This is a genomic window from Geothrix sp. (genome assembly GCF_049292215.1).
Lineage (GTDB): Bacteria > Acidobacteriota > Holophagae > Holophagales > Holophagaceae > Geothrix.
The window spans coordinates 13,619-35,461 of the sequence record NZ_JBATQW010000066.1 but is presented as its reverse complement, the minus strand read 5'-3'; the positions used below and the strand labels follow the sequence as shown (position 1 = coordinate 35,461).

General features: G+C 66.0%; 23 protein-coding genes, 1 other RNA gene and 1 pseudogene. 9 read left to right on the top strand and 16 right to left on the bottom strand.

Features of this window, described 5'->3' with window-relative positions; translation table 11 throughout:
- The first annotated feature begins 84 nt into the window (after positions 1 to 84).
- Positions 85 to 780, top strand: coding sequence for a pseudouridine synthase (locus tag WAS25_RS10975; RefSeq protein WP_422311985.1), 696 nt, complete (start codon positions 85 to 87; stop codon positions 778 to 780).
- A 1-nt stretch (position 781) separates the two neighbouring features.
- On the opposite strand, the gene WAS25_RS10970 is transcribed toward WAS25_RS10975, so the two are convergent.
- The 5 genes from WAS25_RS10970 to WAS25_RS10950 form a co-directional block, all read right to left on the bottom strand.
- Positions 782 to 1,225, bottom strand: coding sequence for a DUF2721 domain-containing protein (locus WAS25_RS10970; protein WP_422311983.1), 444 nt, complete (start codon positions 1,223 to 1,225; stop codon positions 782 to 784).
- 80 nt (positions 1,226 to 1,305) lie between these two features.
- The gene (gene ribA / locus WAS25_RS10965; protein ID WP_422311981.1) at positions 1,306 to 1,965 is read right to left on the bottom strand and encodes a GTP cyclohydrolase II; all 660 of its coding nucleotides are present in this window, start codon (positions 1,963 to 1,965) and stop codon (positions 1,306 to 1,308) included.
- Positions 1,966 to 2,072: 107 nt separating this feature from the next.
- Complete coding sequence (locus WAS25_RS10960; RefSeq protein ID WP_422311979.1) at positions 2,073 to 3,068, bottom strand: DHH family phosphoesterase; 996 nt, start codon at positions 3,066 to 3,068, stop codon at positions 2,073 to 2,075.
- Between the two features lie 28 nt (positions 3,069 to 3,096).
- Complete coding sequence (gene add / locus WAS25_RS10955; protein ID WP_422311977.1) at positions 3,097 to 4,164, bottom strand: adenosine deaminase; 1,068 nt, start codon at positions 4,162 to 4,164, stop codon at positions 3,097 to 3,099.
- Between the two features lie 57 nt (positions 4,165 to 4,221).
- Positions 4,222 to 4,722, bottom strand: a complete 501-nt coding sequence (locus WAS25_RS10950) for a Fur family transcriptional regulator (protein ID WP_422311975.1) — start codon at positions 4,720 to 4,722, stop codon at positions 4,222 to 4,224.
- A gap of 106 nt (positions 4,723 to 4,828) precedes the next feature.
- On the opposite strand from WAS25_RS10950, the gene WAS25_RS10945 reads away from it, so the two are divergent.
- Positions 4,829 to 5,377, top strand: a complete 549-nt coding sequence (locus WAS25_RS10945; RefSeq protein WP_422311973.1) for a hypothetical protein — start codon at positions 4,829 to 4,831, stop codon at positions 5,375 to 5,377.
- A gap of 57 nt (positions 5,378 to 5,434) precedes the next feature.
- Positions 5,435 to 6,151, top strand: a complete 717-nt coding sequence (locus tag WAS25_RS10940; RefSeq protein WP_422311971.1) for a class I SAM-dependent methyltransferase — start codon at positions 5,435 to 5,437, stop codon at positions 6,149 to 6,151.
- Here WAS25_RS10940 and WAS25_RS10935 read toward each other — a convergent pair.
- The 9 genes and pseudogenes from WAS25_RS10935 to recO form a co-directional block, all read right to left on the bottom strand.
- Complete coding sequence (locus WAS25_RS10935; RefSeq protein ID WP_422311969.1) at positions 6,141 to 6,893, bottom strand: MFS transporter; 753 nt, start codon at positions 6,891 to 6,893, stop codon at positions 6,141 to 6,143. The genes WAS25_RS10940 and WAS25_RS10935 overlap by 11 nt on opposite strands.
- On the bottom strand, positions 6,826 to 7,092 hold the full coding sequence (locus tag WAS25_RS10930) for an MFS transporter (RefSeq protein WP_422311967.1): 267 nt from the start codon (positions 7,090 to 7,092) through the stop codon (positions 6,826 to 6,828). Before WAS25_RS10930 ends, WAS25_RS10935 begins: the two co-directional genes overlap by 68 nt.
- Positions 7,088 to 7,303 (bottom strand): annotated as a pseudogene (locus WAS25_RS10925) (MFS transporter); the annotation flags it as partial. The gene WAS25_RS10930 and the pseudogene WAS25_RS10925, both read right to left, overlap by 5 nt.
- Before the next feature lie 30 nt (positions 7,304 to 7,333).
- A complete protein-coding gene (locus WAS25_RS10920) occupies positions 7,334 to 8,092 on the bottom strand; it encodes a GNAT family N-acetyltransferase (RefSeq protein WP_422311965.1) in 759 nt (252 codons plus the stop codon).
- Between the two features lie 208 nt (positions 8,093 to 8,300).
- Positions 8,301 to 8,665: RNase P RNA component class A (gene rnpB / locus WAS25_RS10915), an RNA gene on the bottom strand.
- Between the two features lie 18 nt (positions 8,666 to 8,683).
- The gene (locus tag WAS25_RS10910; protein ID WP_422311963.1) at positions 8,684 to 9,046 is read right to left on the bottom strand and encodes an ExbD/TolR family protein; all 363 of its coding nucleotides are present in this window, start codon (positions 9,044 to 9,046) and stop codon (positions 8,684 to 8,686) included.
- A gap of 7 nt (positions 9,047 to 9,053) precedes the next feature.
- Positions 9,054 to 9,812, bottom strand: a complete 759-nt coding sequence (locus WAS25_RS10905; RefSeq protein WP_422311961.1) for a TonB family protein — start codon at positions 9,810 to 9,812, stop codon at positions 9,054 to 9,056.
- Positions 9,813 to 10,023: 211 nt separating this feature from the next.
- Positions 10,024 to 12,531, bottom strand: a complete 2,508-nt coding sequence (locus WAS25_RS10900) for a hypothetical protein (RefSeq protein ID WP_422311959.1) — start codon at positions 12,529 to 12,531, stop codon at positions 10,024 to 10,026.
- Positions 12,532 to 12,663: 132 nt separating this feature from the next.
- Positions 12,664 to 13,401 (bottom strand): DNA repair protein RecO, encoded by a 738-nt coding sequence (recO, locus tag WAS25_RS10895; protein WP_422311957.1) that lies wholly within the window; start codon positions 13,399 to 13,401, stop codon positions 12,664 to 12,666.
- Positions 13,402 to 13,484: 83 nt separating this feature from the next.
- Between recO and WAS25_RS10890 the strand changes: the two genes are divergently transcribed.
- Positions 13,485 to 13,934: a Spy/CpxP family protein refolding chaperone gene (locus WAS25_RS10890; RefSeq protein ID WP_422311955.1), complete on the top strand. Its 450-nt coding sequence runs from the start codon at positions 13,485 to 13,487 to the stop codon at positions 13,932 to 13,934.
- A 29-nt stretch (positions 13,935 to 13,963) separates the two neighbouring features.
- On the top strand, positions 13,964 to 15,721 hold the full coding sequence (locus WAS25_RS10885) for a transglutaminase-like domain-containing protein (RefSeq protein ID WP_422311953.1): 1,758 nt from the start codon (positions 13,964 to 13,966) through the stop codon (positions 15,719 to 15,721).
- Here WAS25_RS10885 and WAS25_RS10880 read toward each other — a convergent pair.
- Positions 15,691 to 16,194 (bottom strand): MarR family winged helix-turn-helix transcriptional regulator, encoded by a 504-nt coding sequence (locus WAS25_RS10880; protein WP_422311951.1) that lies wholly within the window; start codon positions 16,192 to 16,194, stop codon positions 15,691 to 15,693. The two genes, WAS25_RS10885 and WAS25_RS10880, sit on opposite strands and share 31 nt — an antisense overlap.
- Positions 16,195 to 16,335: 141 nt before the next feature.
- Here WAS25_RS10880 and WAS25_RS10875 point away from each other — a divergent pair, with 141 nt between their 5' ends.
- The 3 genes from WAS25_RS10875 (at position 16,336) to WAS25_RS10865 (ending at position 20,170) form a co-directional block, all read left to right on the top strand.
- Positions 16,336 to 18,195, top strand: a complete 1,860-nt coding sequence (locus WAS25_RS10875; protein WP_422311949.1) for an ABC-F family ATP-binding cassette domain-containing protein — start codon at positions 16,336 to 16,338, stop codon at positions 18,193 to 18,195.
- An 81-nt stretch (positions 18,196 to 18,276) separates the two neighbouring features.
- Positions 18,277 to 19,284, top strand: coding sequence for a hypothetical protein (locus tag WAS25_RS10870; protein WP_422311947.1), 1,008 nt, complete (start codon positions 18,277 to 18,279; stop codon positions 19,282 to 19,284).
- A gap of 31 nt (positions 19,285 to 19,315) precedes the next feature.
- Positions 19,316 to 20,170 carry a hypothetical protein gene (locus WAS25_RS10865; RefSeq protein WP_422311945.1) on the top strand — a complete coding sequence of 285 codons (855 nt, stop codon included), beginning with the start codon at positions 19,316 to 19,318 and terminating at the stop codon, positions 20,168 to 20,170.
- 57 nt (positions 20,171 to 20,227) lie between these two features.
- On the opposite strand, the gene WAS25_RS10860 is transcribed toward WAS25_RS10865, so the two are convergent.
- Positions 20,228 to 20,890: a hypothetical protein gene (locus tag WAS25_RS10860; RefSeq protein WP_422311943.1), complete on the bottom strand. Its 663-nt coding sequence runs from the start codon at positions 20,888 to 20,890 to the stop codon at positions 20,228 to 20,230.
- Between the two features lie 206 nt (positions 20,891 to 21,096).
- Between WAS25_RS10860 and WAS25_RS10855 the strand changes: the two genes are divergently transcribed.
- A complete protein-coding gene (locus WAS25_RS10855; protein ID WP_422311941.1) occupies positions 21,097 to 21,840 on the top strand; it encodes a hypothetical protein in 744 nt (247 codons plus the stop codon).
- Positions 21,841 to 21,843 lie beyond the last annotated feature (3 nt).

Here is a 21,843-nt window from a genome sequence, read left to right as displayed (position 1 = left end):
GCCCCGGCCACCGCCAAGCCCCCGGCAAAACCGGCCGCAGCCCGCCCCGCTCCGCCCCGCCCCAAGGCCGTCGGTCAGGAGCGCCTGCAGAAGATCCTCGCCGCGGCAGGCATCGACAGCCGGAGGGCCTGTGAGCAGATCATCCTCGACGGCCGCGTCCAGGTGAACGGGAAGACCGTCACCGAGCTTGGCACGCTTGCCAATCCCCGTCGGGACCAGATCACCGTGGACCTGCAGCCCATCGAACGCGAGGCCCCGGTCTACATCCTCATGAACAAGCCCAAGGGTTATGTCACGACGGTGAAGGATGACCAGGGCCGCCCCACGGTGATGGCCTTGCTGAAGGGCGTGCCCGGCCGCCTTTACCCGGTGGGCCGGCTCGACTTCAACTCGGAGGGCCTGCTCCTCATGACCAATGACGGGGCCCTGGCCCAAGTGCTCATGGGGCCGGAGCATGAAATTCCGAAGGTCTACCTCGTGAAGGTTCACCGCAACCCGAGGCCTGAACTGCTGAAGGAATTCCAGGAAGGTTTTCTCCTCAGCGGGCGTCGCCTGAAGCCCTGCCACATCGAGGTCGCGGAGAAGGGTGACAACCCCTGGCTGAAGGTGACGCTCACCGAGGGCAAGAACCAGCAGATCCGTCGCATGTTCGCCGCCGTGGGCCATCCTGTCAGCAAGCTGCGCCGGGTCCAGTTCGGCCCCCTGGCCGACCCCCTGCTCAAGCCCGGGGCCTGGCGCTACCTGAGTCCACAGGAGATCGCCGCGATCAAGAGCCTCTAGCTCAGACGAGGTCGAGGCTTCTGACCGCGAGGAGGATCTCCCTCAGGAACGACACCAGTGCCGCCACGAAGGCGGCCATGGCGAGAATGAACAGCGAGGCCACGGTCATGGTCACATTGGCCTTCATCATGGCCCCCAGGAACACCGTGGCGATGCTGACGCAGACCAGCAGCGCGGCGGTGGTTCCCGCCGTGATGGCCAGGTTCACCAGGTGGCGGCGCTTGGCCAAGGTGCGCATCTCCGCGTGGATGAGCGCTGTCTTGTCATCGGAGGCGTCTTCCAGCCGTTCGCCGATGGCCCGGGCCCGGTCCACGATGCGGGCCAACCGGGTGGAGAGCACGCCGAGGATGGTTCCGATGGACGTGAGCAGGAAGACGGGAGCCACGGAAAGCTGGATGACGTGGGAGATGTCAGTGATGGTCTGATCGGAGACGGGTGCGCTCATACCTATAGCTAGCAGCTATCGACACTCAGCTGGCGGCCAAAATACCCAACCCCCCGGGGAGGACGCTTCCCTCCGGACGGCTATAGCGCCTCTTCCTCAAAATCCAGCATGTGGCCGCTCTTCCGGGCCTTGGTCTTCAGGTAGCGGAGGTTGTGCGGGTTGGAGGCCAGCTGGTGCCGCTCCCGCTCCACCTCGATGCCGGCGGATTCCAGCGCGCCGATCTTGCGTGGATTGTTGGTGAGGAGCTTCACCTTGGTGATGCCGAAGAACTTGAGCATCTCCACCGCGCAGTCGTAGGTGCGCAGGTCATCGGGGAAGCCCAGCGAGTGGTTCGCCTCCACCGTGTCGAGCCCCTGCTCCTGCAGGGCGTAGGCCTTGAGCTTGTTCAGCAGGCCGATGCCCCGGCCCTCCTGGCGGAGGTAGAGCACCATACCACCGTGCTCGCCGATGTGCCGCAGGGCCTCTTCGAGCTGCTGCCGGCAGTCGCACTTGAGGCTGCCCAGCACGTCACCGGTCCAGCACTCCGAATGGACGCGCACCGGAATGCGGCGTCGGGCATCGATCTCCCCGGCCACGATGGCGAGGTGCTCCTTGCCCGTGGCGTGTTCCAGAAACCCATAGACCGTGAACTTGCCGAAGATCGAAGGCACGTTGGCCTTGGCGATGAACGGCACCTTCTCCGCCTGCAGCTTGCAGAAGAGCTCGAGCTTCGGGGCGCTGCTGGGTTCTTTGGGCGACATGGAGGTCCGGGGAGAGGTGCGGTCATCTCTTTCGATGCCGCTTGAGGGAACTAGAAGTCTGAGGCGTGGGCCGAGCTGGGGCAACCCCATTTTGTCTATTTTATTATTTAGACAATATCATTCCCGATCTGGCCAACCACAGCCGCCTCTACCTGGGCAATGAAGGCGTCCAGTGGCAGGTCGAGCTTGGCGCCGGAGGCCAGCCGGTGGCCACCGCCGCCGAACTTGCGGCAGACCGCGTTGACATCGACCCGCTCACGGGAGCGAAGGCTGACCTTGGCGCGACCATCCGCAGTCTCGGAGAAGAGGGCGGCCACCTCCACGCCCTTCAGCCTCCGGGGTTCCTCCACCAGTTCGTCCAGGTCTTCGTGGGTGGCACCGCAGGCTTCCAGATCCTGCATCGTCACCGACACGTAGGCGAAGCGGCCGCCATCACGGAGTTGCAGCCCCCCCATGGCCCGACCGAAGAGCCTGAGCTTGGCCGGCGTGGCGGTCTGGTAGAGGGCGTTGAAGGTCCGGGCCGGGTGGATGCCCTGGGCGATGAGGTCGGCCGCGGCCTGGTGGATCTTCGGGGTGCTGTTGGAGTGCCGGAAGTTGCCGGTGTCACTGACCAGGCCTGCGTAGAGCGCCTGGGCCATGACCGGCGGCAGGTTCCTTCCGAGGCGCGGCCGCACCAAGTCATAGACCAGCTCGGTGCTGGCGCTGGCACCCGAGTCGGTGAACTCGGCATCGAAACCCTTCGGCGCGTCCTTCAGGTGGTGGTCGAGGCAGGCGCGATCGGCCTTCGTGGTTTCGAAGGCGGCGAACAGGGCGCCCATGCGATGGGGTTCCGAGGCGTCAACGAGCAGCCAGGCATCGGGCCAGGCGGCCAATTCACGGTGGGGCCCCTGGGGATCGTAGGCCTCGATCCAGCCCTCCGGGTCCAGGAAACGCAGATTCTCGGGCAGCGAGGGCGTCACCACGATGCGGGCGTCCTTCCCCAGCGCCTTCAAGTGGCAAGCCAGGGCCACGGCCGCGCCCACGCCGTCCCCATCGGGATTCTCGTGGGTGGTGAGCAGGACCCTGGCGTGGCGGTCGAGAAAGGCGGCGAAACGATCCAGCATGAAGATCCTGACCTCCGGAGTCAGGGTATCAGAGCTGCTCTTTCCGGCTCTCCAGGCTGCCGGGCTTGAAGGCCTTCAGCTCGTGCACGACCTCCGCCAGCAGGGCCCGCTTGAGCGCATAGGGCAGGAAGGCGCTCTTGAAGCCCATGATGATGACCTCCTTGATCTCCTCGAGGTTGAAGCCCAGCTCCTCGTGGATGACCTGGAATTCCCGGCTCACCGTGGTGTTCGTCACCATGCGGTTGTCCGTGTTCACCGTGACCCTCAGGCCCAGGTCGTAGAAGAGCCGGATGGGATGGTCGGCCATCTTCTTCACGGCCTTGGTCTGCACGTTGCTGGAGGGGCAGCACTCCAGAGGGATGCGGTGGTCGTTCACGTAGTTGAGCAGGTCCCCGTCCTCGATGAGCCGCACCCCGTGACCGATGCGATGGGCGCCGCAGAGGTGGATGGCCTGGTGGATGCTCTCGGGACCGTAGGCCTCGCCCGCGTGCAGGGTGCAGTTGATGTTGTTCTGGAGCACGCGGCCGAAGGCGTCCTTATGGCGCTTGGCGGGGAAGTTCTCCTCGGCCCCGGCCAGATCGAAGCCCACCACGCCCTTGTTCTTGAAGGCCACGGTGAGATCGGCCAGGCGCAGCGAGATGTCGGGCGAGATGTGCCGCATGCCGCAGAGGATGACGCCCGTCTTGATGTTGTACTTCCGTTCCGCCTGCCCCAGGCCTTCCAGCACGGCCTGCACAATGGCATGCAACGTCAGCCCCTTCTGCTGGTGGAGGATCGGGCTATAGCGGACCTCCAGATAGCGGACATTCTCCAATGCGGCATCCTCGGCCAGCTCGAAGGAGGTGCGGACAAGGCTTTCGTAGGTCTGCATGACCGAGAGCGTCACGTCGAAGGCACGCAGGTACTCGACCAGCGATTTGCAGTCGTCCCCCACCTCCACGAAGGGACGCAATCCTTCCATGGAGTCCGCTGGCAGCTTCACCTTCTGCTGCTCCGCCAGGTCGAGGATGGTCGGGATGCGGAGGCTGCCGTCGAGGTGGACGTGCAGGTCCGTCTTGGGAAGTCGCTGGAGGTCCTGGAGCGTCAATTTGGCCATGGCCCAGCCTAGCGCTTTACCATGCCATCGGCTATGGGCGGCGGGCCAGGGGGATCCTCAGGTGCTGAGTTGGCTCAACCGGTGGGCGAGAACCGTGTCATCCGTGGCCTTGCTCTGGCAGGCCTTACAGAGGCCGAAGATCTGGTGGCTGTGGTGCATGGGCTTGAAGGTGAATTCCTGGCAGATCTGCTCCTGGAGGGCCTCCAGATCCGGGCGGAAGAACTCGATAATGGCATCGCAGTTCAGGCAGATCAGGTGATCGTGGTGCTCGTTGCTGCGCACGGCCTCGTAGTGGGCATGCTGATCGCCGAAGCTGCTCTTCCGCACCAGACCGCACTGCACGAGCAGATCGAGCGTCCGATAGACCGTGGCCCGGCTGATCCCCTTGCCCTTCTGCTTCAGGGCCATGTGCAGCTGGTCCGCATCGAAATGATGTGCCTGGCCGAAGACCTCTTCGACCAGTTCCAGGCGTTCCCCAGTGAGCTTCAGCTGGCGCGACCGAAGAAAGGACTCAAAGCGTTGCTGTTCCTCAGGCCGTTCAATTTTGAGCTTGCGCATGGGAGCCTCGGCCGAAGTCTAACCGATTTGATTGATTCGATTTTCGCATTTTACAAAGGTAATTTCCAAAAGTATAATAGAGGTCCCGTAAACATAATGGAGCCCCATGGCCATCGTCATTATCGAGACCCCCAGTCTGACTTCCGACCAGAAAACCCGCATTGGGGAGCGGGTCATCACCGCCCTTCAGCATGAAGGGATGGCCCCCGGTTCCGTGGTGGTCGTCTTCCAGCCCGAGCGGGGCGACATTTACCTGGATGGAATGTTGGTGAAGGCCGAGGTCGCCTCGCCTGCTCCCGCGCAGCCCCCGGTTCCCTCCAAGGTCATCGTGGTCACCCCCGCCCCGGACCCAGGTTTGGAGGCCAAGACCCGACGATCCAAACCAGAACTCCAGGACATGAAGTCCCAGTTGATTGAGATCCTCAAGGCCAAGGGTTCCCTCAGCAGTTTCGAAGCCCAGGTGGCCCTTGATCTCAAGGAGTGCGATTGGGCCCCCGCCACCCTGCGCCGCCTGTTCACGGATCTGGAGGAGGACCAGCTCATCGTGAAGAGCGGGCAGAAACGCGGCACCCGCTATGTGTGGAAGGACGTCATTCCCCCGCAGCCGGCCCCACCCGCCGTGAAGCTTGTCAAGGCTGACACCGAAGTGGAATGACGCCAGGTCGGCCTCAGGGCTGCTTCCAGCTCACCGGGACTCTGCCACACTCTGCCCATGGACTGGTTCGTCCGGGATTTCAACCATCCCGCCTACTTCACCATCTACGCCGACAAGGCCGCGGATGCAGCCGTGGAGGGCCCCGCCTTGGCCGCGCTGCTGGACCTGCCCCACGGCAGCAGCGTCCTGGACCTGCCTTGTGGGTGGGGACGCCTGAATCCCCACCTTCGCGCTCATGGGCTCCAGGTCATTGGCGGCGACCTCAGCCCCCTCAACCTCGCAAGGCATCGGGCCAGCCATGCCGTCCCCCTGGTGCGCCTGGACTTCCGCGCCCTGCCCTTCCGGCCGGAGAGCGCTGACGGGGTGTTCTGCGCCTTCACAAGCTGGGGCTATTTTGCGACCGAGGCGGAGAACCTCCGCCAGTTGTCGGAATTCGCCCGGGTGCTTCGCAAGGGTGGGGTATTGCTCCTGGACCTCGCCGGGCGCTCCTTCCTCCAGGCGGCGCTGACCGGAGTGGAATCCGAGTGGCTGGAGTTCTCCGCGGAGGGCTACGAGGAACAGGCCCGGTGGAGTCCGGACGGGCGCCGCATCCTGACGGAGCGCCTGTGCCAGGGCGAATCCTTCTGCCACGACATCTGGATTCCGACGGATCCCGAGGTGCGCCACTGCCTCGGCACGGCCGGCTTCACCTTGGCCCAGGCCTACGGGGGCCTGGATGGCCGTCCCTGGGAGGAGGGGTCTGAGCGCTGGATCTACCGGGCCATCAAACAGTGAAGCGGCGGGTGGCCAGCAGGTAGCCGCCAAACGTGAGGCCACACAGGGAGAGGGCCACCGGTAGGCCAAGCCCCTGGACCAGGACGCCTCCGACCAGCGGACCGACCATGAGTCCCACCGAGTAGGCGAGGTTGAGGATGGAGAAGGCCGAGGCGAAGCTGGAGCTCCCCTGCCGCTCCACCTGATCCGCCACTGCTGGGCTGCAGGGACTCATGATGAAACTCGCCGTGCTGCCCAGCCCCATCATGGCCAGCACCACCATCCAGGGCCTGGGCAGCAGGACCGGCAGGGGCAGCAGGATCACGGCCAGCAGAAGACCCATGCGCAGCACCTTGACCCTCCCGATGCGGTCCGACAGCCGGCCCATGAGGGGGGATGTGAAGGTATGCGCCAGGGCGGAAGCAGCAAAGCACAGGCCAATTTTGGAGGCGCTGAGGCCGAGCCGCTGGTCCATGTCGAGGGGCAGGGTCGACTCGAGCAGGGCCCAGAGTCCCGAGCCCAGGGCCATGGCCCCAGCGAACAGGCGGATCACCGGATTCGCCATCAGTTGGCGGAAGGGTAGGCGGGGACCCCGCTCCGCTTCCACCTCGGGCAGCAGGAAGGCCCGGCCGGCGGCATCCAGGGCCACCAAGACGGTGCCGAATACGAACGGGGCCGCTGGGCCCGCATGCTGGTCAAGAAGGCCGGAGAGGGGTGGGCCGATGAGCACGCCGAGGTTCGCCGCGGCAAAGGCTGTGCCCATCGGCCCTGCCCCGGGATTCCGAAGGGAAATGATCCGCCAGCAGGGCCATGCCCGGTAGCCAGGTGGCCGCGCCGGAGGCGCCCTGGAGAAACCGGGCGGCCACCAGCAGCCAGTACTGTTTCGACACGGCGAAAAGCAGCGTAGTCGCCGCGAGGCCAGCCAGTCCCCAGAGCCCAGAGCATGGGCGCCCGTCGGCCATACCGATCTGTGAGGATGGCCACCGGAAAAGTCGCGAGGAGCAGGGCGACCGCATAGCTCCCGAAGAGGATCCCCACTTTCATCGGATTCAGGTCGAGCTCCCGCGCGTACCGCGGCAGCAGCGGCACCAGCAGGTAATACAGAAGCATGTCCACGTGGAAGGCAAGGGCCGTCACCAGCAGGGCGGCGGTCTGGGGCGAAGGGCGGCGCATGGTCCATGGAACCACGCGCCGCCCTTCGATTCATCCTCTGGCCATTTCCACCTTCGGGTAGGCTGCACCAAAACCGCAGGCCTCGTAGGACCTCTGGCTTGCAGTGCCCGGGGCGGTGGAGGCGCACGCCACATCGCAACCACGACGCTGGGCCAGGTCCAACCGGGCCTGAATGAGCGCCTTCTGGAGCCCCCTGCCCCGGAACCGCGGCATCACGCCATCACCGGAGAGCATGGCCACACCCTCCACGATGCCCAGCATGCCGCCTCCGGCCGGTTGGCCCCCCACAAACACGAGGAACCCCCAGGCATCCGGCACGTCAAGGCTGGACTGGAAGGGTGGCTCAGCTGCTTGCCAGTCGTCCCTTTCCATGAACCCGGCCGAGACAACACGGCTGTACAGATCCGCCTCCCGGGGCTCTGCGACCCGGACTGTTGTCGATCCTTCACTGACCACCAAGCCTGCCAGTGGCCGGACCCAGAGCTGCTGGAACTGCTGCAGGCGGTACCCCCGCTCTGCCAGCAGAGGCCAGAGATCAGGATCCGCGCCAGGACTCAACTCCAGAACGGTGGGTTGGCCCAGGAAGGCTTCCACGGTGATCAGCTCGTCCTCCGACAAAGGGTCGACGAGCCCGAGGGCCTGGTTGAGGGGATGGCCCTCCCCGAGAAAATGGGCAAATCCTCCGCCGAGGGGAAGGCTACGCCCGCCAGCAGCTCGGTTGAATCGATTGTTTTGAATGGCCTGGGCACGCTCTAGGCGGCGCACCAGGGCTTGAAAGCCGTGGCTCATCTGGAACTCCAAGAGGAATGACGGAATCCATCGCGGGTCTCCGCGGTGCCTCCAAACTGCAGATGTGGATCAGCGAGAACTCACGCCTACCCGACAATTCCAGGCAAGTCGTCGTGGCGGTGAACTGCGGAAGTCAGAGGCCTACTCGGAGATGAGCCTTAAGCCTAGCCGATCCTCCACCCCCGGAAAAGCGCGGCCCCCTTGCGGGGGCCGTGGTGGATCGGTAAGCCGGGTTCTGTCGTGGAGCGTCATTCCTCTGGGATGGATGTCGCCACCCACCTCGTGCGACCTACCCGCCGGCTCGGTCGGGTCAACCCTTGCCGCTTGCGCGGTGCGCCGGCCTATTTGGTCTTGCTCCCTGGGGGGTTTGCCATGCCCGTCCTGTTGCCAGTCCGGCGGTGGGCTCTTACTCCACCGTTTCGCCCTTGCCTGATCCGCTTGCACGGCCATCGGCGGTTTGTTTTCTGTTGCACTTTCCGTCGGGTCGCCCCGCCCTGGTGTTACCAGGCCCAGTACCCTGCGGAGCCCGGACTTTCCTCTGCCCTTGCGGACAGCGACGCCCTGATCCACGAGGGCCAGCCTAGCACGCCGTCAGCCGGACCACGCCACCAGGGCCACCTTCGTGCCTGGCCGGAGCCCCTCGATCTCATCCAGCACCCGGGTGGGAGCACTGAAGGGCAGCTCCGGATGCACCCGCAGGAGGATCCGGTCCGGGCAGCTTCCAAGAGCCGCGGGCAGGGAGACGCCCGCCTGTCCTGTCACCTCCAGGCTCCCATCCCTGCCGAGCGTGAGGCGAAGCAGGGACGGGACTGGCGCACCGGAACCTCGATCCGGGAGCCCGGCCTTGAGGACCCTCGGCAGCGCCGGCACCAGCGTCATGAAGACGATGAGCAGCACTAGGACGATGTCCACTAGCGGGGTGACGTTGATGTCGCTGCGGAGCCGGGTGGCCATGGCGCACTCACCGCAGCGAGAACTTGAGGGTGAGGCGGAAGGCCGCGGAGACGGGCTCGCCGTTCATGCGGGCGGGTTCGAAGCGCCACTGCCGTGCCGCCTGCTTCGCCGCTTCGTGGAAGGCAGGATGTCCCTCGAGCACCTGGACCTGGATCGGGCGCCCCTGCTCGTCCACGGTCATCATGAGCACGACCGGGCCCTGGATGCGGGCATGGCGGGCGAAGTCCGGGTAGATCGGATCCACCCGACGCAGCACGGCCAGCCCCACCGAGGTGAAGTCGTGGATCACCGGGCCGGCATTCACCGTGGACGTGCCCGGAGGTGCGGTGGCGCCAGGCAGAACGGTTCCCGGGCCGCTCCCTGCGTGAGGATCCAGCCGACGATCCTCGGTGGGCAAGCCCGCCGGGGCCTCGGTGGGAGGTGCCTGGCTGGGAGGTGCCGACTGGGTCGTCGGAACGGACTCATGTCCACCGGCCGGGCTGCCGGTCACCGCAGGCTGCGGCAGCACCACGCGATAGACGGGTGGATCGTAGACGACGGTCCGCCCCTCGGCTGGCGGTAGTGGCGGGACTAGGACCGGCGGCGGCGCGAGGGTTGAAAGGGCAACCACCGCGGCCACGAGGGAGAAGTAGATCAGGCCCGAGAGCAGGACCGTCCGCAGGTGGTCCGTAGGCGGTGCGGAGGCCGCAATGACATGGGGCTGAAGGGTGGGCGGCAGGTCTGCGTAGGCAGGCCCCTGGCCGCGCGGAAACGCGACATGAAACATGGGATCTCCTGTGGGTGGCGGCTGAGGGTTCCCGAAGGTCCGGCCAACCCGCATGGGGTGGCTGGTTGGTGGCGGTCCCGGGCCCTGGATCACACACCGTCTGGGGAGGTCCAAAGATCGCTTGAATCAGGTATCGGCCAGAAAAATGGTCTGTCAAGCCAACTAGAATGAATTAATTCGGAAAATTTGTCACAGATTTATCATGCCCCGATCAGGGAAGGGGAAGCGGCAAGATCCATCCTTCCCGATGGAGATCCTCGAGAATGGACCAAGCGGCCCGATAGGGATCTCCCGTTGAGCCCCCCAGGACCTCGTCGCGCAACCGGGCCTGGTAGGGGACGAGGTCAGGGTGGAAGGCCCCGGCGAGGTCCGCCTCTGGCTGGAACAGCCTCAGCAGCAGGGATTCCGGGTGGAGATGGCCGATCCCGATGGCGCAGAGCGTGGCGCCTCCACTGGCCTCCACGGCGCCGGCAGCTAACAACCGGTCCCGGATCAGATGCAGGGTGGCAGGGTCGCCATCAAGGCCCAGGCAGCGAACGGACATGGGCCCAGGCAGCGCCTCCTCGCCCTCTGTGTCGCCCAGCCATGGACAGGGCTTCCGGTGGCCCTCGAACGGTAGCCAGGGCAGGAAGGCCTCATGGCGGTGGTCATCCCGCACCCAGGCATGGATCAACCGCATGCAGGGGTTCTGCACGCCTCCACCTTGCCCGGGCCCGATCCACACCAGCCCCTGGGTTTCCACAGGCTTCCGCCCATCCTCACGGAAGGGGTGGTCCCACAACTCAGGCGCCACGGGAAGCTCGAGCCTCAGACCTGCAAGGAATGAGACCATTGCAGGATAGGGATGCGGCAGGCGGATCTGGGCGCCTTCCGATGAGATTCGGATGTCCACTCCGTGCAAGCAGAGTGCGAGTGGGCTTTCCTTGAGCACGGCCAACAACCCGAGCCGGTGACTCTCGGTCCTCAGGGAACCCAGGAGATGCAGGTTCCAGACTTGGCCGCTGACATCACACCCCCAGGCTTCCACTGCCGAAGGCTCGGGGCGGTGGAGGGCGTCCTGGCCCAGCATCTGGAGGCGGAGGTTGCCGTGGGAGTCCCGACGGCCGATCGGCGGGGAGTTCGCGGGGTCGCGCTCCACGGTCCTGAGGCGCCGTTCGGCGCGGGCCCAGGCGATCCCATTCCAGGTATTCTTGGGATCTGCTGGCACCTCCACAAGCCGGTGCAAGTCACCCGAGGTCACGTGCCGGTAGGCCTCGGTCCGTCGGATCTCCTGGTGACGGCCGAGGATGTCCCAGATCTCATCGATGTTCTGCTGGCTGATGCGGGCCAGCTCGCCCCCGACCTCCGTGAGCCTGAGGCCCATCCTGGAGAGCCGCTCCCGCTGGGGCGTGATCTTCGCTTCCACGCCCCATTGCCTGGCAAGGGCGGCTTCCAGGGCCATGGACCTAGCGCCGATCTCGTGGAGGGAGAGCTCCGCCCGCTCGGATGACTGCCGGGCCTGATCCACAAGGCCCATGTGCGTTTCGAGGGCGCGCTCCAGATCGTGGCCCTGATGATCCATGTTGCCAACCGTCCTCAGCAACTCGTGAACATCGGCGATGAGTTTCTGGGTGACTTCCTGGAGGTCCCACAGGTTCGCGGTTTCACGCTCCAGGCCAAGCTGGTACTCGTTGAGGGTCCGCTCCATCCCCGAGGCCCCATCTGCGGTCTGGTCGGCCAGGAAGCGCAGCCGCCCGCCAATGGCGGCCATCCCGGTGCTCCCCCCTTCCTGCTGGGCGAGAATCGCCGCGTTCACCGCCAACAGGCCTGTCTGCTGGGCCACATGATCCAGTTCCTTCAAGGTGCCTTGGGCCCCGCCAAAGGAGCGGATGCGCGCCTGGGCCTCCTCGCGGAAGCTTTCGATCCGCCTGGCCAGGGCCTCGGTCTGGTCCCGCACGCCATCGGCGGAGTGCCGCAACCGGCGCAGGCCTTCCGTGCGTGCCTGGGTCTCATCTACGAGCCGGGGCGTATGTGCAACCAGGCCCTTGATCGACAGAGAGAGCCGGGCGCCTTGACGAAGTCCGGCGTCCGCCAGCCGCCCGAGGGCATCCTCTTCCCGACGCAGCCGCGGGAAGGTGTCCTGGAGTTCCTCCAGCAGGTTCTCGAAGTGGTCCAACCCCTCCCGCAACTGGTCCACCGTGCTTCGGAACGCCTGCCCCTGAAGGCGGAACTGGTCTGCCCTCAGACGGTAGTTCAGCTCGATCTGATCGAGTCGGAGCGTATCCTCGATGGCCGTCTTCAGCTCCTGCCCGAGCGAGGTCAGGCGGGCAGCGCCGTGGCTCCGCTGCTCCTCCTCCGCGGCATGGAGCTGCTGGAGGGAAGCGAGGACCGCATCGAGTTCGGCCCAGTCGCGGTTCATGGCCTTCTGCAGGTCCCGCAATTCCGACCGCCCGGCCTGGACATCTTGCAGGGCCGCATTGAGGGCCTCGGCCATCCTGCCATCCTGCGCGCGGAGCCCTGCAGGCACGGACATGGGCTTCCGCTCGCCCCCGAGGGTCCGCTGGACCCAGTCCATGAGGGAACCATCGCTGGCTAACCCCCGCTGCCAGTCCCACCAGCGGAGTCCCGCCCGGACGAGTCCAGCCGTCAGCATGATCAGAAAGGCCCCCTCCGCCGGGGCCAGAGCGGAGGCATGCCGGAACAGCAGAAACGCCACCAGCCCGAGAATAGGCAAGCCCATCAGGTCCATCGGGATCTTGGACCCCGATGTCCATCTCCAGAAGGACCTGACCAGTCCCATACCCTTTTCCTCAGCCATGGGGTCCCATCGGCCTGTCCCGGCCCCGAGGCAAGAAATAGAACCAGGGGTAGGTTAAACGGTCCGCCAGAGCACCTCGTAGCTCCTCAGACCACCACCCAGCTCCTGGAGCAGCCGGGCCCGGAGCAGGGCCGTGACCGCCGCCTGGGTTTTATTGCCGGAATCCGGAGTGGGGGCGAGTTCCGCGCCTCCGGTCCTCAGGTGGCGGAGATACTCGCGGGTTCCCGGAGGCAGGGCCTCCGCGGGATCCACGGGCGTACAGGCCGCGCAGCACCAGCCCCTCTCGGGGCTCAGCAGCACCAGGGGCGCAGATTCGTGACCGCAGCAGCCGCAGGCCCGGGGATGGGGCAGGAGTCCCATGCAGTGGAGGAGCCAGTGCTCCGCGTAGGCGAGGATGCCCAGGGCGTTGTCCGGGTCCGCCTTCAGCGCCCGCCCACAGGCGCTGAGCAGGCGGTAGAGGCGGTCGTCCTCGACGCCCTCCCGCGCCACCCGATCGAAGAGGTCCGCCAGGCAGGCCATCACCAGGCTGGACTCGAGGTGCCCCAGCGTCAGGGGGCTGAAGCTCAGCTCACAACGGGTGACCCGCTTGAGTTCCGCATGTTCCTTCCCGAAAAGGCTCACCCGGACCATGCCCATGGGCTCGAAGGCCGCCACCCACTTGGCCGTGGGCTTCTTCACGCCCTTGGCCACGCCGGTCAGGCGCTCGCCCAGTTCCGACAGGAACGACACCACAGCCCCGCCCTCCGCATAGGGAACGGCCTTCAAGACGATGGCGGCGTGGGTCCGGATCACGCCTCCAGTCTGCCCGGATTCAACCTCTTTGCCCGGCCGGGGTCTCATCCTTGGGAGGCCATTGAACCTCCGAGGAGTCGCCCATGAAACCCCTGCTGTGGACCACCCTGCTCCTGTGCCTCGCCATCCTTCCCCTGGCGGCCCAACCGGAGGATGCCCGCGACGGCCGGTCCGGACGCATCGCCCAGGCCCTTAACCTCAGCGACGCGCAGCGGACGAGCATCCGGTCCATCCGCGAGACGCACCGCGCAGAGCTGCTTCTCAAGCGGGATGCGGCCAAGCAGGCCCAAGCCTCCCTGCGGGCCGCTCTCCGGGAAGCAGACACCCCGGAGGCCCAACTGCGCGCCCTCCATGACAAGGCCTCCGCCGCCCAGATCGAGATGCTGCTGGCCCGAAGGGTGGCCCGGCAGCAAGTGCAGGCCGTGCTGACGCCCGAGCAGCGGGAGAAGATCGCGGAGCTGCGGGGCATGGCCCGGGAGGGGAGGCGCGAGCGCCTGAGGCACTCCCGACTCGATCCCAGCCTGGTCGGCTGACTTTCAGACCAGGTCGATAGACTGAGTGGATGCGCGCCTGGCCCCTCATCCTGCTGATCCTCTCCAGCCTGCCCCTGCTCGGCCAGAAGGAACACTCCCGAACCTTCCGCCAGTGGATGGGCGGCCAGGAGGTCGGGGGCGCCATCCGTACGATGACGCGAGACAATTCGACCGAGGAGGTGCAGGACCGGCAGTGGGTCGTGCTGTCCCGCCTGGGGCAGGAGATCCGGCAGGACGTGACGCAGACCAGCCGCAAGAGGCCCGGGGGGGGGCTGGTCTTCACCTGGCGCCTGCAGTTGTCGGCCGAACCCTTCGAGGGTCGAGCCGAGTGGTCACCCCTCTCACCGGCCCTGCTGTCCCTCCAGCCGGCCCATGGGCCGGCCGTCCAGAAGGTGGTGCCAACCGGGGCCGTCCTCTGGCCCGGGGAACTGGAGGCCCGCCTCAAAGAGGCTGCACGGCTGGTCCGGCCGGTTCGTGCCACCACCTTCGCCTTTCCACTCCAGCAATGGAACATCCTCCAGCTTGAACCCCAGGGGGCAGCCCCGCTGCCGGGATTTCCGGATGCCATCCGGTTCACGGGGCAGGAGAGCGAAGGCCAGATCACCACGGCGGTGGAGATCTGGATCTCCCCCTCGGCGGGAGAGGTCCGCCACCGCACGGAGCTGGGAGGCCTCGAACTGCTGACACAGCGAGCAGAGCTCCCTGCACCCACCAAGGTCTCCCCTTCCAATTCGGGCTTGTTCGCGCGTTCCCAGCAGGCCCTTGCCCCACATCCGTTTCAGCCCTGGGTCACGGAATGGACCCTGCGAGCTGGGGGTGGGCTTCCAACCATCCCCGAGGATCCTCAGCAATCCCGCCTCTCGGGGGAGAGGCTCCGACTGCGCCGTGCGGAATTCCCGACACCCCAAGAGGCGAGCCAGCCCCCGGTCAAAGGCGTCCCACCTCCGGAGGAGGCCCGGTTTCTGGCCCCCTCGGCCCTGGTGCCGTTCCAGGATCCCGCCTTTGACGGGCTTCTCCGCCGAATGGACCTTCCCGCGGGGCTGTCGCGCTGGGGCCTGGCACAACGGGTGACCTCGTTCGTCTTCGAGTGGATCACCGAGAAGGATGTCTCGGTGGACTTCGCGTCGGCGCTGGAAGTCTGCCGAAGACCGCGCGGTGACTGCACCGAGCACGGGGTCCTGGCCGTGGCCCTGCTGCGCCGCCTGGGCGTGCCAGCCCGGGGCGTGACCGGCTGGGTTGGCCTCGGTGAGCTCATGGGAATCCACTTCTGGGTGGAGGTGCGACTGAAGGACCGCTGGATACCTGTGGATCCCACCTTTGATCAGGCCCCAGCTTCGGCCCTGCGGGTCAAGCTGGGCGATACGGACCTGGCGGACCTGGGCAGCATCGCCTGGGACGGCGCCGCCTCGGATCTTTCAAGCGTGCGGTGGACCGCAGAGGCCACCGGAGCGGTGGTCCTCAGTGGCGAACTGGTACACGGCCCGGGCGGCAAGGGGTTGAGGTTTCCCGGAGGAAGATGGGCCCTCCGCCAGGGGATTCTCCACCTTCAGGCCCAGAGAGGCGGCCCCTGGCAGGTGTGGGCCGTCAACCGGCCGGGGGAAGCCCAGCTGCGGGGCGCACAGCGTCTGGCCGGCGCGCGGACGCTCCGGACAGGCTGGTGGCATTCCACCCATCGGCGACTCTGGATGGATCTCGGCGAAAGCTGCTGGCTCCAGGTGGAGGGCGTGTCCGAAGCAGAGGCCTACGAGCTGCTGGATCAGTTGACGGCGCCGACCAGCTCGTCCTGAGCCCCGGACTGCAGGGTGCAGTGTTCGCGCAGGCGCTCCAAGCGGTCCGCCATGTTCAGGCATTCCGCTTCGTCGCAGCAGCTGGTGAGGCGCGTCGCCATCTCCTGGACCGGCTCGTCGAGCCGTTCCATGAGACGCCGTCCCTTGGGTGTGATGACCACCCGGCTGACCCGACGGTCTTTGGGGTCCGCCACCCGCTTCAATAATCCCTGCAGCTCGAGACGGTCGACGAGACGCGTGACGTTCGCAAACCGGTAGATCATGCGCCGCTCGATCTCGTAGATCGGGTGTCCCTTGGTAGGGCCGCCGCGCACGATCCGGAGCACGTTGTACTGCTGGATCGTCAGCCCATGGGCCTCGAACAGGCGTTCCTGCACCCGGACCACCGCCTCGCGCGTGAGCATCAGCTGCAGCATGAGCTGCACCCCCGGGGCGGGGAGCTTGGACATCTGGAGTTCTTCCTGTAGGGACATGGGCGCCTCTCAAGACTTTGGGGGCAAGGATCAACCCATCCGTGGGATTCTGAAAGGTCCGAGGAGCCATTCTTGCCGTCCATCGCCCTGAGTTTGATCAATGTCACGAAACGATATGGCGCGACAGCCATTTTGGACGGATTGAGTTTCGGTCTCTTCCAAGGGGAGAAGGTCGGCCTCATCGGCCGCAATGGTGCGGGCAAGAGCACCCTGTTCCGGCTGCTGACTGGCGATGAAATCACCGACTCCGGCGAGGTGGTGATCACCCAGGGGCTGCGCATCGCCCGCCTCAGCCAGGAGCCCCATTTCACTCCTGGGGCCACCGTCCGGCAGGCTCTGGAGGCGGCTCTGGCCGACCATGCCGTCCTGCTGGCCAGGCATCAGGAGATCCACGACCGGCTCCACGGATCGGAGGCCGCGGCCGAGGCCCGGCTCTTTGACGAACTGCAAACCATCGAGCACCTCCTGGGCCACTGGGGTTGGGACCTGACGCCAAGGCTGAAGGCCGCGGCCACGGTCTGGGGCCTCACTGACCTGGACGCGGAGGTGGAATCCCTGTCCGGTGGCTGGCGCAAGCGCGTGGCTTTGGCCCAGGCCTGGCTCAAGGAGCCGGACGTGCTGGTGCTGGACGAGCCCACCAACCACCTCGACCCAGAGCAGGTGGAGCGGCTTGAGGCCTGGCTGCAGGCCTACGAGGGTGCCCTGCTCCTCATCACCCACGACCGGCACCTGCTGGATGCCGTGGCGACGCGGATGCTGGAGCTGGAGGATGGCGCACTGCGCAGCTATGAAGGCGGCTACAGCGACTACCTGCTGGAGAAGTCCGATCGGGAATTCCGCGAAGCCCGGCTTACCGAGCACATGCAGAACCGCCTGCGTCGCGAGATGGCTTGGCTGCGCCGCGGCGCCAAGGCCCGGACCCGCAAATCAAAGCTCCGCATACAGGAGGTCCTGGATCTCAAGGGCACCGTGGAGGACCGGACCCGGGTGGACCTCCGGCAGGGCCTGACCTTTGCGAAAGGCGAGAACCGCAGCGACGCCCTGATCCGCGCTGAAGGGCTCAGATTCGCCTATCCCGGCGGTGCGGAGCTGCTCGACGGCCTGGATCTCGGCCTACAGCGGGACATGCGCATCGCCCTGCTAGGTCCGAACGGGTGCGGCAAAACCACGCTCCTAAAGGTCCTGCTGGGGGAACTCGCCCCGACCGCCGGCGAGGTGGTCCGCCACCCGAAGTTCGCGGTCACGGCCATCTCCCAGGGCCGCGGCGAACTCGAAGGTTCACGAAGCATCCTCGACAACCTCGCGGACCGTGCCGCCATCGTGGACACGGGCAATGGCACTGTGCTGGCCCATGTCTACCTCACGCGCTTCGGCTTCCCCGTGGACCAGCAGTCGCGCCCCGCCTCCAGCCTCAGCGGTGGCGAGCGCAACCGGCTCCTGCTGGCCAAGGCCATGCTGAATCCCGCCGACCTGCTGGTGCTGGATGAACCCACCAACGATCTGGACATCCCGACGCTCCAGAATCTGGAGGAGGCCCTCATCGGCTATGGCGGAACCCTCGTCCTGGTGAGTCATGACCGCTTCTTCCTGGACCAGGTGGCCACCCATACCCTGGCCTGGAACGAGGCGGGCTCTCCCCGTTGGGAGCTCTACGAGGGTCCCCCCACGACTGTGCGCAGCCTGCGGGAGGCGCGGGCCGAAGCCCAGGTGTTGGCGAAAACCGAGGCATCCCGACCCATTGCGCGCGTCGAGGGGGTCAAACCGAAGAAGCCCGGTCTCTCCCAGAAGGCACAGCGGCGGTTGGCGGAGGTCGAGCAGGCGCTGGAGTCCCTTCACGCGCAACTGGCTGACCTGGACGGCATCCTGGCGGATTCCACGGCCTTTCTGCGTTCCGACAGCCCAGGTCATCAGGCCCTGAAAACCCGCGAAGCTGTCCAGTCCGAACTCGGGATGCTGGAACAGGAGTGGCTGGAGCTCGAAGAGAAGCGCACCGAGCCCTGACCCGTCACAAGTTGGCGATGATGGGCGCCCCCCTGGCGAGCTTTTCGCTACCCTGGGACCTGGACTTTCCTTGGAGTGCCCATGCGCCCGATGCCCTTCCTGCTCCTCCCCGCGGTGGCCCTGGTCGCCCAGGCCCCCAAAAGTGCCGATCTCGCCCAGCTCTTCAATGCAGAGCTCCCCGGCATCAACCAGATGCTCAAGGATCTCAAGACCCAGGAGGCCCTGACTAAAGTCCAGAGCCTCATTCCCGCCGAGCGGCCGGTCTTCGACACATCCAGCCCCAAGGCCCTCGGGCAGAGCCTGGACAACGCCCAGGGGCTGATGTCCCTGTATCGTCTCCACGCCAACGTCGCCTCCGAGGCGGGCCTGTGGGAGAGGGCCCTGGAGATCCAGGAAAAGCGGGCTCAGACCGCCCGCGCCATCCTCGCAGATCTTGAGAAGGCCCAGGCTCCCATCGCCGCCCAGTGGAAGAAGGTCACCCAGGAATCCGGCGACTACGTCGCCAAGAACGAGCCGCGCATGAAAGAACTGGAAGCCAAGGTGGCCGCCTTCAAGGCTGAGCTCGAGGAGATCAAGACCAGCAAGAAGAAGCTCTCCAAGAAGGAGGTCGATGAGTTCAACGCGAGGGGCACCCAGACCCAGCTAGATGACCAGGAACTGGCCCAGATCGCGGCGGCCATGCCGGTCCACAAGCAGAACCTGGCGAACGCCCCCAAGGTCACCAAGACCCTGAACGACAACCGCAAGGAAGTCGAAGGCATGGTGAAAGCTGCCGATGAGGCGATTGCCAAGGCCAAGAAGGCCGTGGCCGACCAGAACGACGAGATCACCACCTTCAACACAAAGCAGGTGATGCAGAAGGTGAAGCTCGTCGGCAAGAAGAACTGGGTGGACGCCGTCCTGCGCGCGCCCGAGAACGTCACCAAGCTGGGCACGCCGCAAAGCCAGGCCGCCTTCCTGAACCGTATGTTGGTGCTGGATCCCGGCAATGCTGGAGCCCAGAAGGCCCTCGACAACCTGAAGGCCGGCAAGGAGGCCTTCGCGAAGGAAGCGAAGCCCGCGAAGAAGACCGGGTCGAAGAAGAAGTAGCCCACTCCATCCTGTGACCATGGGAGCGACCATGACCCGCTTCGGATTCCTCCTTGCCTGCGCCCTGGCCTCCAACCTGGGCGCCCAGAGCCTCACCGACCGGTTCAAGGAGGTTCGCGGGCCCTGGGAGGTCCAACTGGAACGGGGCGAAGCTGCCACGGTGAGGAAGGGCGTCGAAGCCCTTCTCGGCCGGGAGGGGCTCACGGTCAATCCTTCCGACTACAACGACATGCACGCCCTCGTGGCTCTGCGGGGGCTGGCGGCCAGGGCCTGTCTCTCCGAAGGGAGCTGGGAGGATGCGGTCACCCACTTCCAGAAGGCCCAGTCGGCGGCTGAGGAGAACGTCACCACCGCCGAGCCCTTCCTCGCCAAGAGCCGGATGGAACACGAACTGAAGCTGACGGAATACCGCAGCGCCCTGGCCAAACAGACCCCCCGCCTGAAGGAACTGGAAGAGGCTCCCGGCCTGTCCCAGGAGCAGATGAAGCTCCGGCAGCAGCTGAAGATCTTCATGGATGAACAGCAGGCGGCCATCAGCCACAGCGAGCGGGCCCTGAAGGACATCGAGGGGATCGTGGCCAGGCTCCGCCAGGCCAAGGAGACCACGACCAGGACCGCCGCGGATTGGCAGGCCTTCCTCGCGGCCGAGAAGGCCGAAATGGCCGAAGCAGGCGGCGTGGCCCACTTCGTGGCCGGCAAGTTGGAGCAGGTGAAGGGCGACGATGCCCGCCCCAGGCAGGAACGTCTCACCTACGCCCGGCGGCTCCAGAAGCTGGATCCCGCCAACAAGGATGTCACCCGGCTCGTGAACGGACTCCTTGGCAAGGAGGAAGAGTCCGAACCCGTGAAGCCCCGCAAGAAGAAGCCCGTCGCCAAGAAGGCGTGACCTACCCCCCCAATTGGAAACGGCCCCTCACGGGGCCGTTTCCATCTAACTCCAGGGTCAGAAGACGAAGCCGAACCCCAGCTTCACGAAGTCGGTGCTGGGGGGGTCCCCCGCAGCTACGTCGTGGCTGGTGAGGGTCTTATGGAAGGTCGCCTCCATGGTGAAGCGCATCCCGGCGTCATAGCCGAAGCTGTGGCCGATGCCCAGGCTCCCGCCCAGACGGCTCTTGCGCGTCGTGTCCACGCTGTAGCTGTTGTAGTAGTCGGAATTCAGGTCGCCGAGGCTCCGGTCAAACTGTTCGAAGTCGGCCGAGAGCCCCGCCACGAAGTAGAGCCCACGATGGCGGAAAGCGGTGCCCTGGGGGAAGATCTGCAGGTCGCCACCGAGGTTGAACTGGGAATGCCTGAGGTTGATGGTGTAGGGAGCGACAGGAGCCCGGCTGGTGCCGTTCTCAGCTGATCCACTGAGATTCAGTCGAATGGCCAGGTTGCGGTCCACTGGGAAGCTAACTGTGAAGCTTCCGCCAATGCCCAGGTCATAGGTCTCCTTGGCGATGTATGGGTTGCCTAAGGAATCCAGCCCAGGATAGGACTTGCTTGCGAAATCCCCCGTGGGGAAAAGGAGGTTCAGGCTGAACCCCACATGCGGGCTCTGGGCGTTCAGGGTGGATCCGGCCACCAGGATCAGGGGAAGCACGAACAGGGACGCGGCGCGGCGCATGGGACCTCCAGGAAGGACAATGAAGATACGAGCGAAGGCTGTGCCAGGTTACGCCAAGTGGCGTCGGGGCTTGGATGTCCTCAGAGCAGCCGCGGTTGAGGGGCGCCGGTCTCCGCTGCGTTTTGCCTCGGGTTGGTGCGGGATTGCAACGGCGGGCTTTGGGCAGCGCGTCGGATGGCCTACTCTGGTCAGGACGAGGATGGTTCATGGCCTGGAAGCAGGATCTGGCGAAATTGAAACAGCAGCTTGGCCCGGAAGCCTCCGCTGCGCCCGCGAAGGCCCTTCCGAAACCTGTCCCCAAACCCTCTGGGCCGGCCGCCCTGGACGATGAGGATGCGGTATTCCTCTCCGCCATGGGGTTGCGACCCGCAGCCCCGCGCCCTGCCCCCTCCCCTGTGGCCTCGGGAACGGCGGCTCCGGCAGCCGTCAAACCCTCAGCCCCCGAGACGTTCCAGCAGGCCATCAAGGACTTGAAGGGGCTCAAGCCGCTCGAGAAGGTCCAGCTGGCATCCCCACCGGCCCCAGTCCCAACCCCAGTCCAACCAGCCCTGGCGCCAGAGCAAGCCCCCGCCCTCCCAGCGGTTGTCAATGCCGCTCTGCCTGAAACCATTCCTCTCGAGCCGGAGCCTCCAGCCCAGCCGGTCATGCCCCTGCGCTTCCAACTGGCGGCGGGCATGGCCATTGAGGTGGACGGTTCGCTGGACCTCCGGGGACATTCCGTCTGCGATGCGATGGAGCGGATCAAGGACCGCCTGGGCGATGGCCTGATCCTCGGCTGGCGGAGTCTCCAGGTGAACCTGGGCCCAGAGCCAGCCCTCCACGAAGGACTCCTAGAGCTGCTGGCCTCGGGCGAAGCCCCCATGGTCATCCGCTACGCCCAGGCCCCCGTCCCCATGGGCGGCAACCAGGCCTGGCTCCTGTACCTCGGGCCCCCGTCGGCCCAGACCTGAACC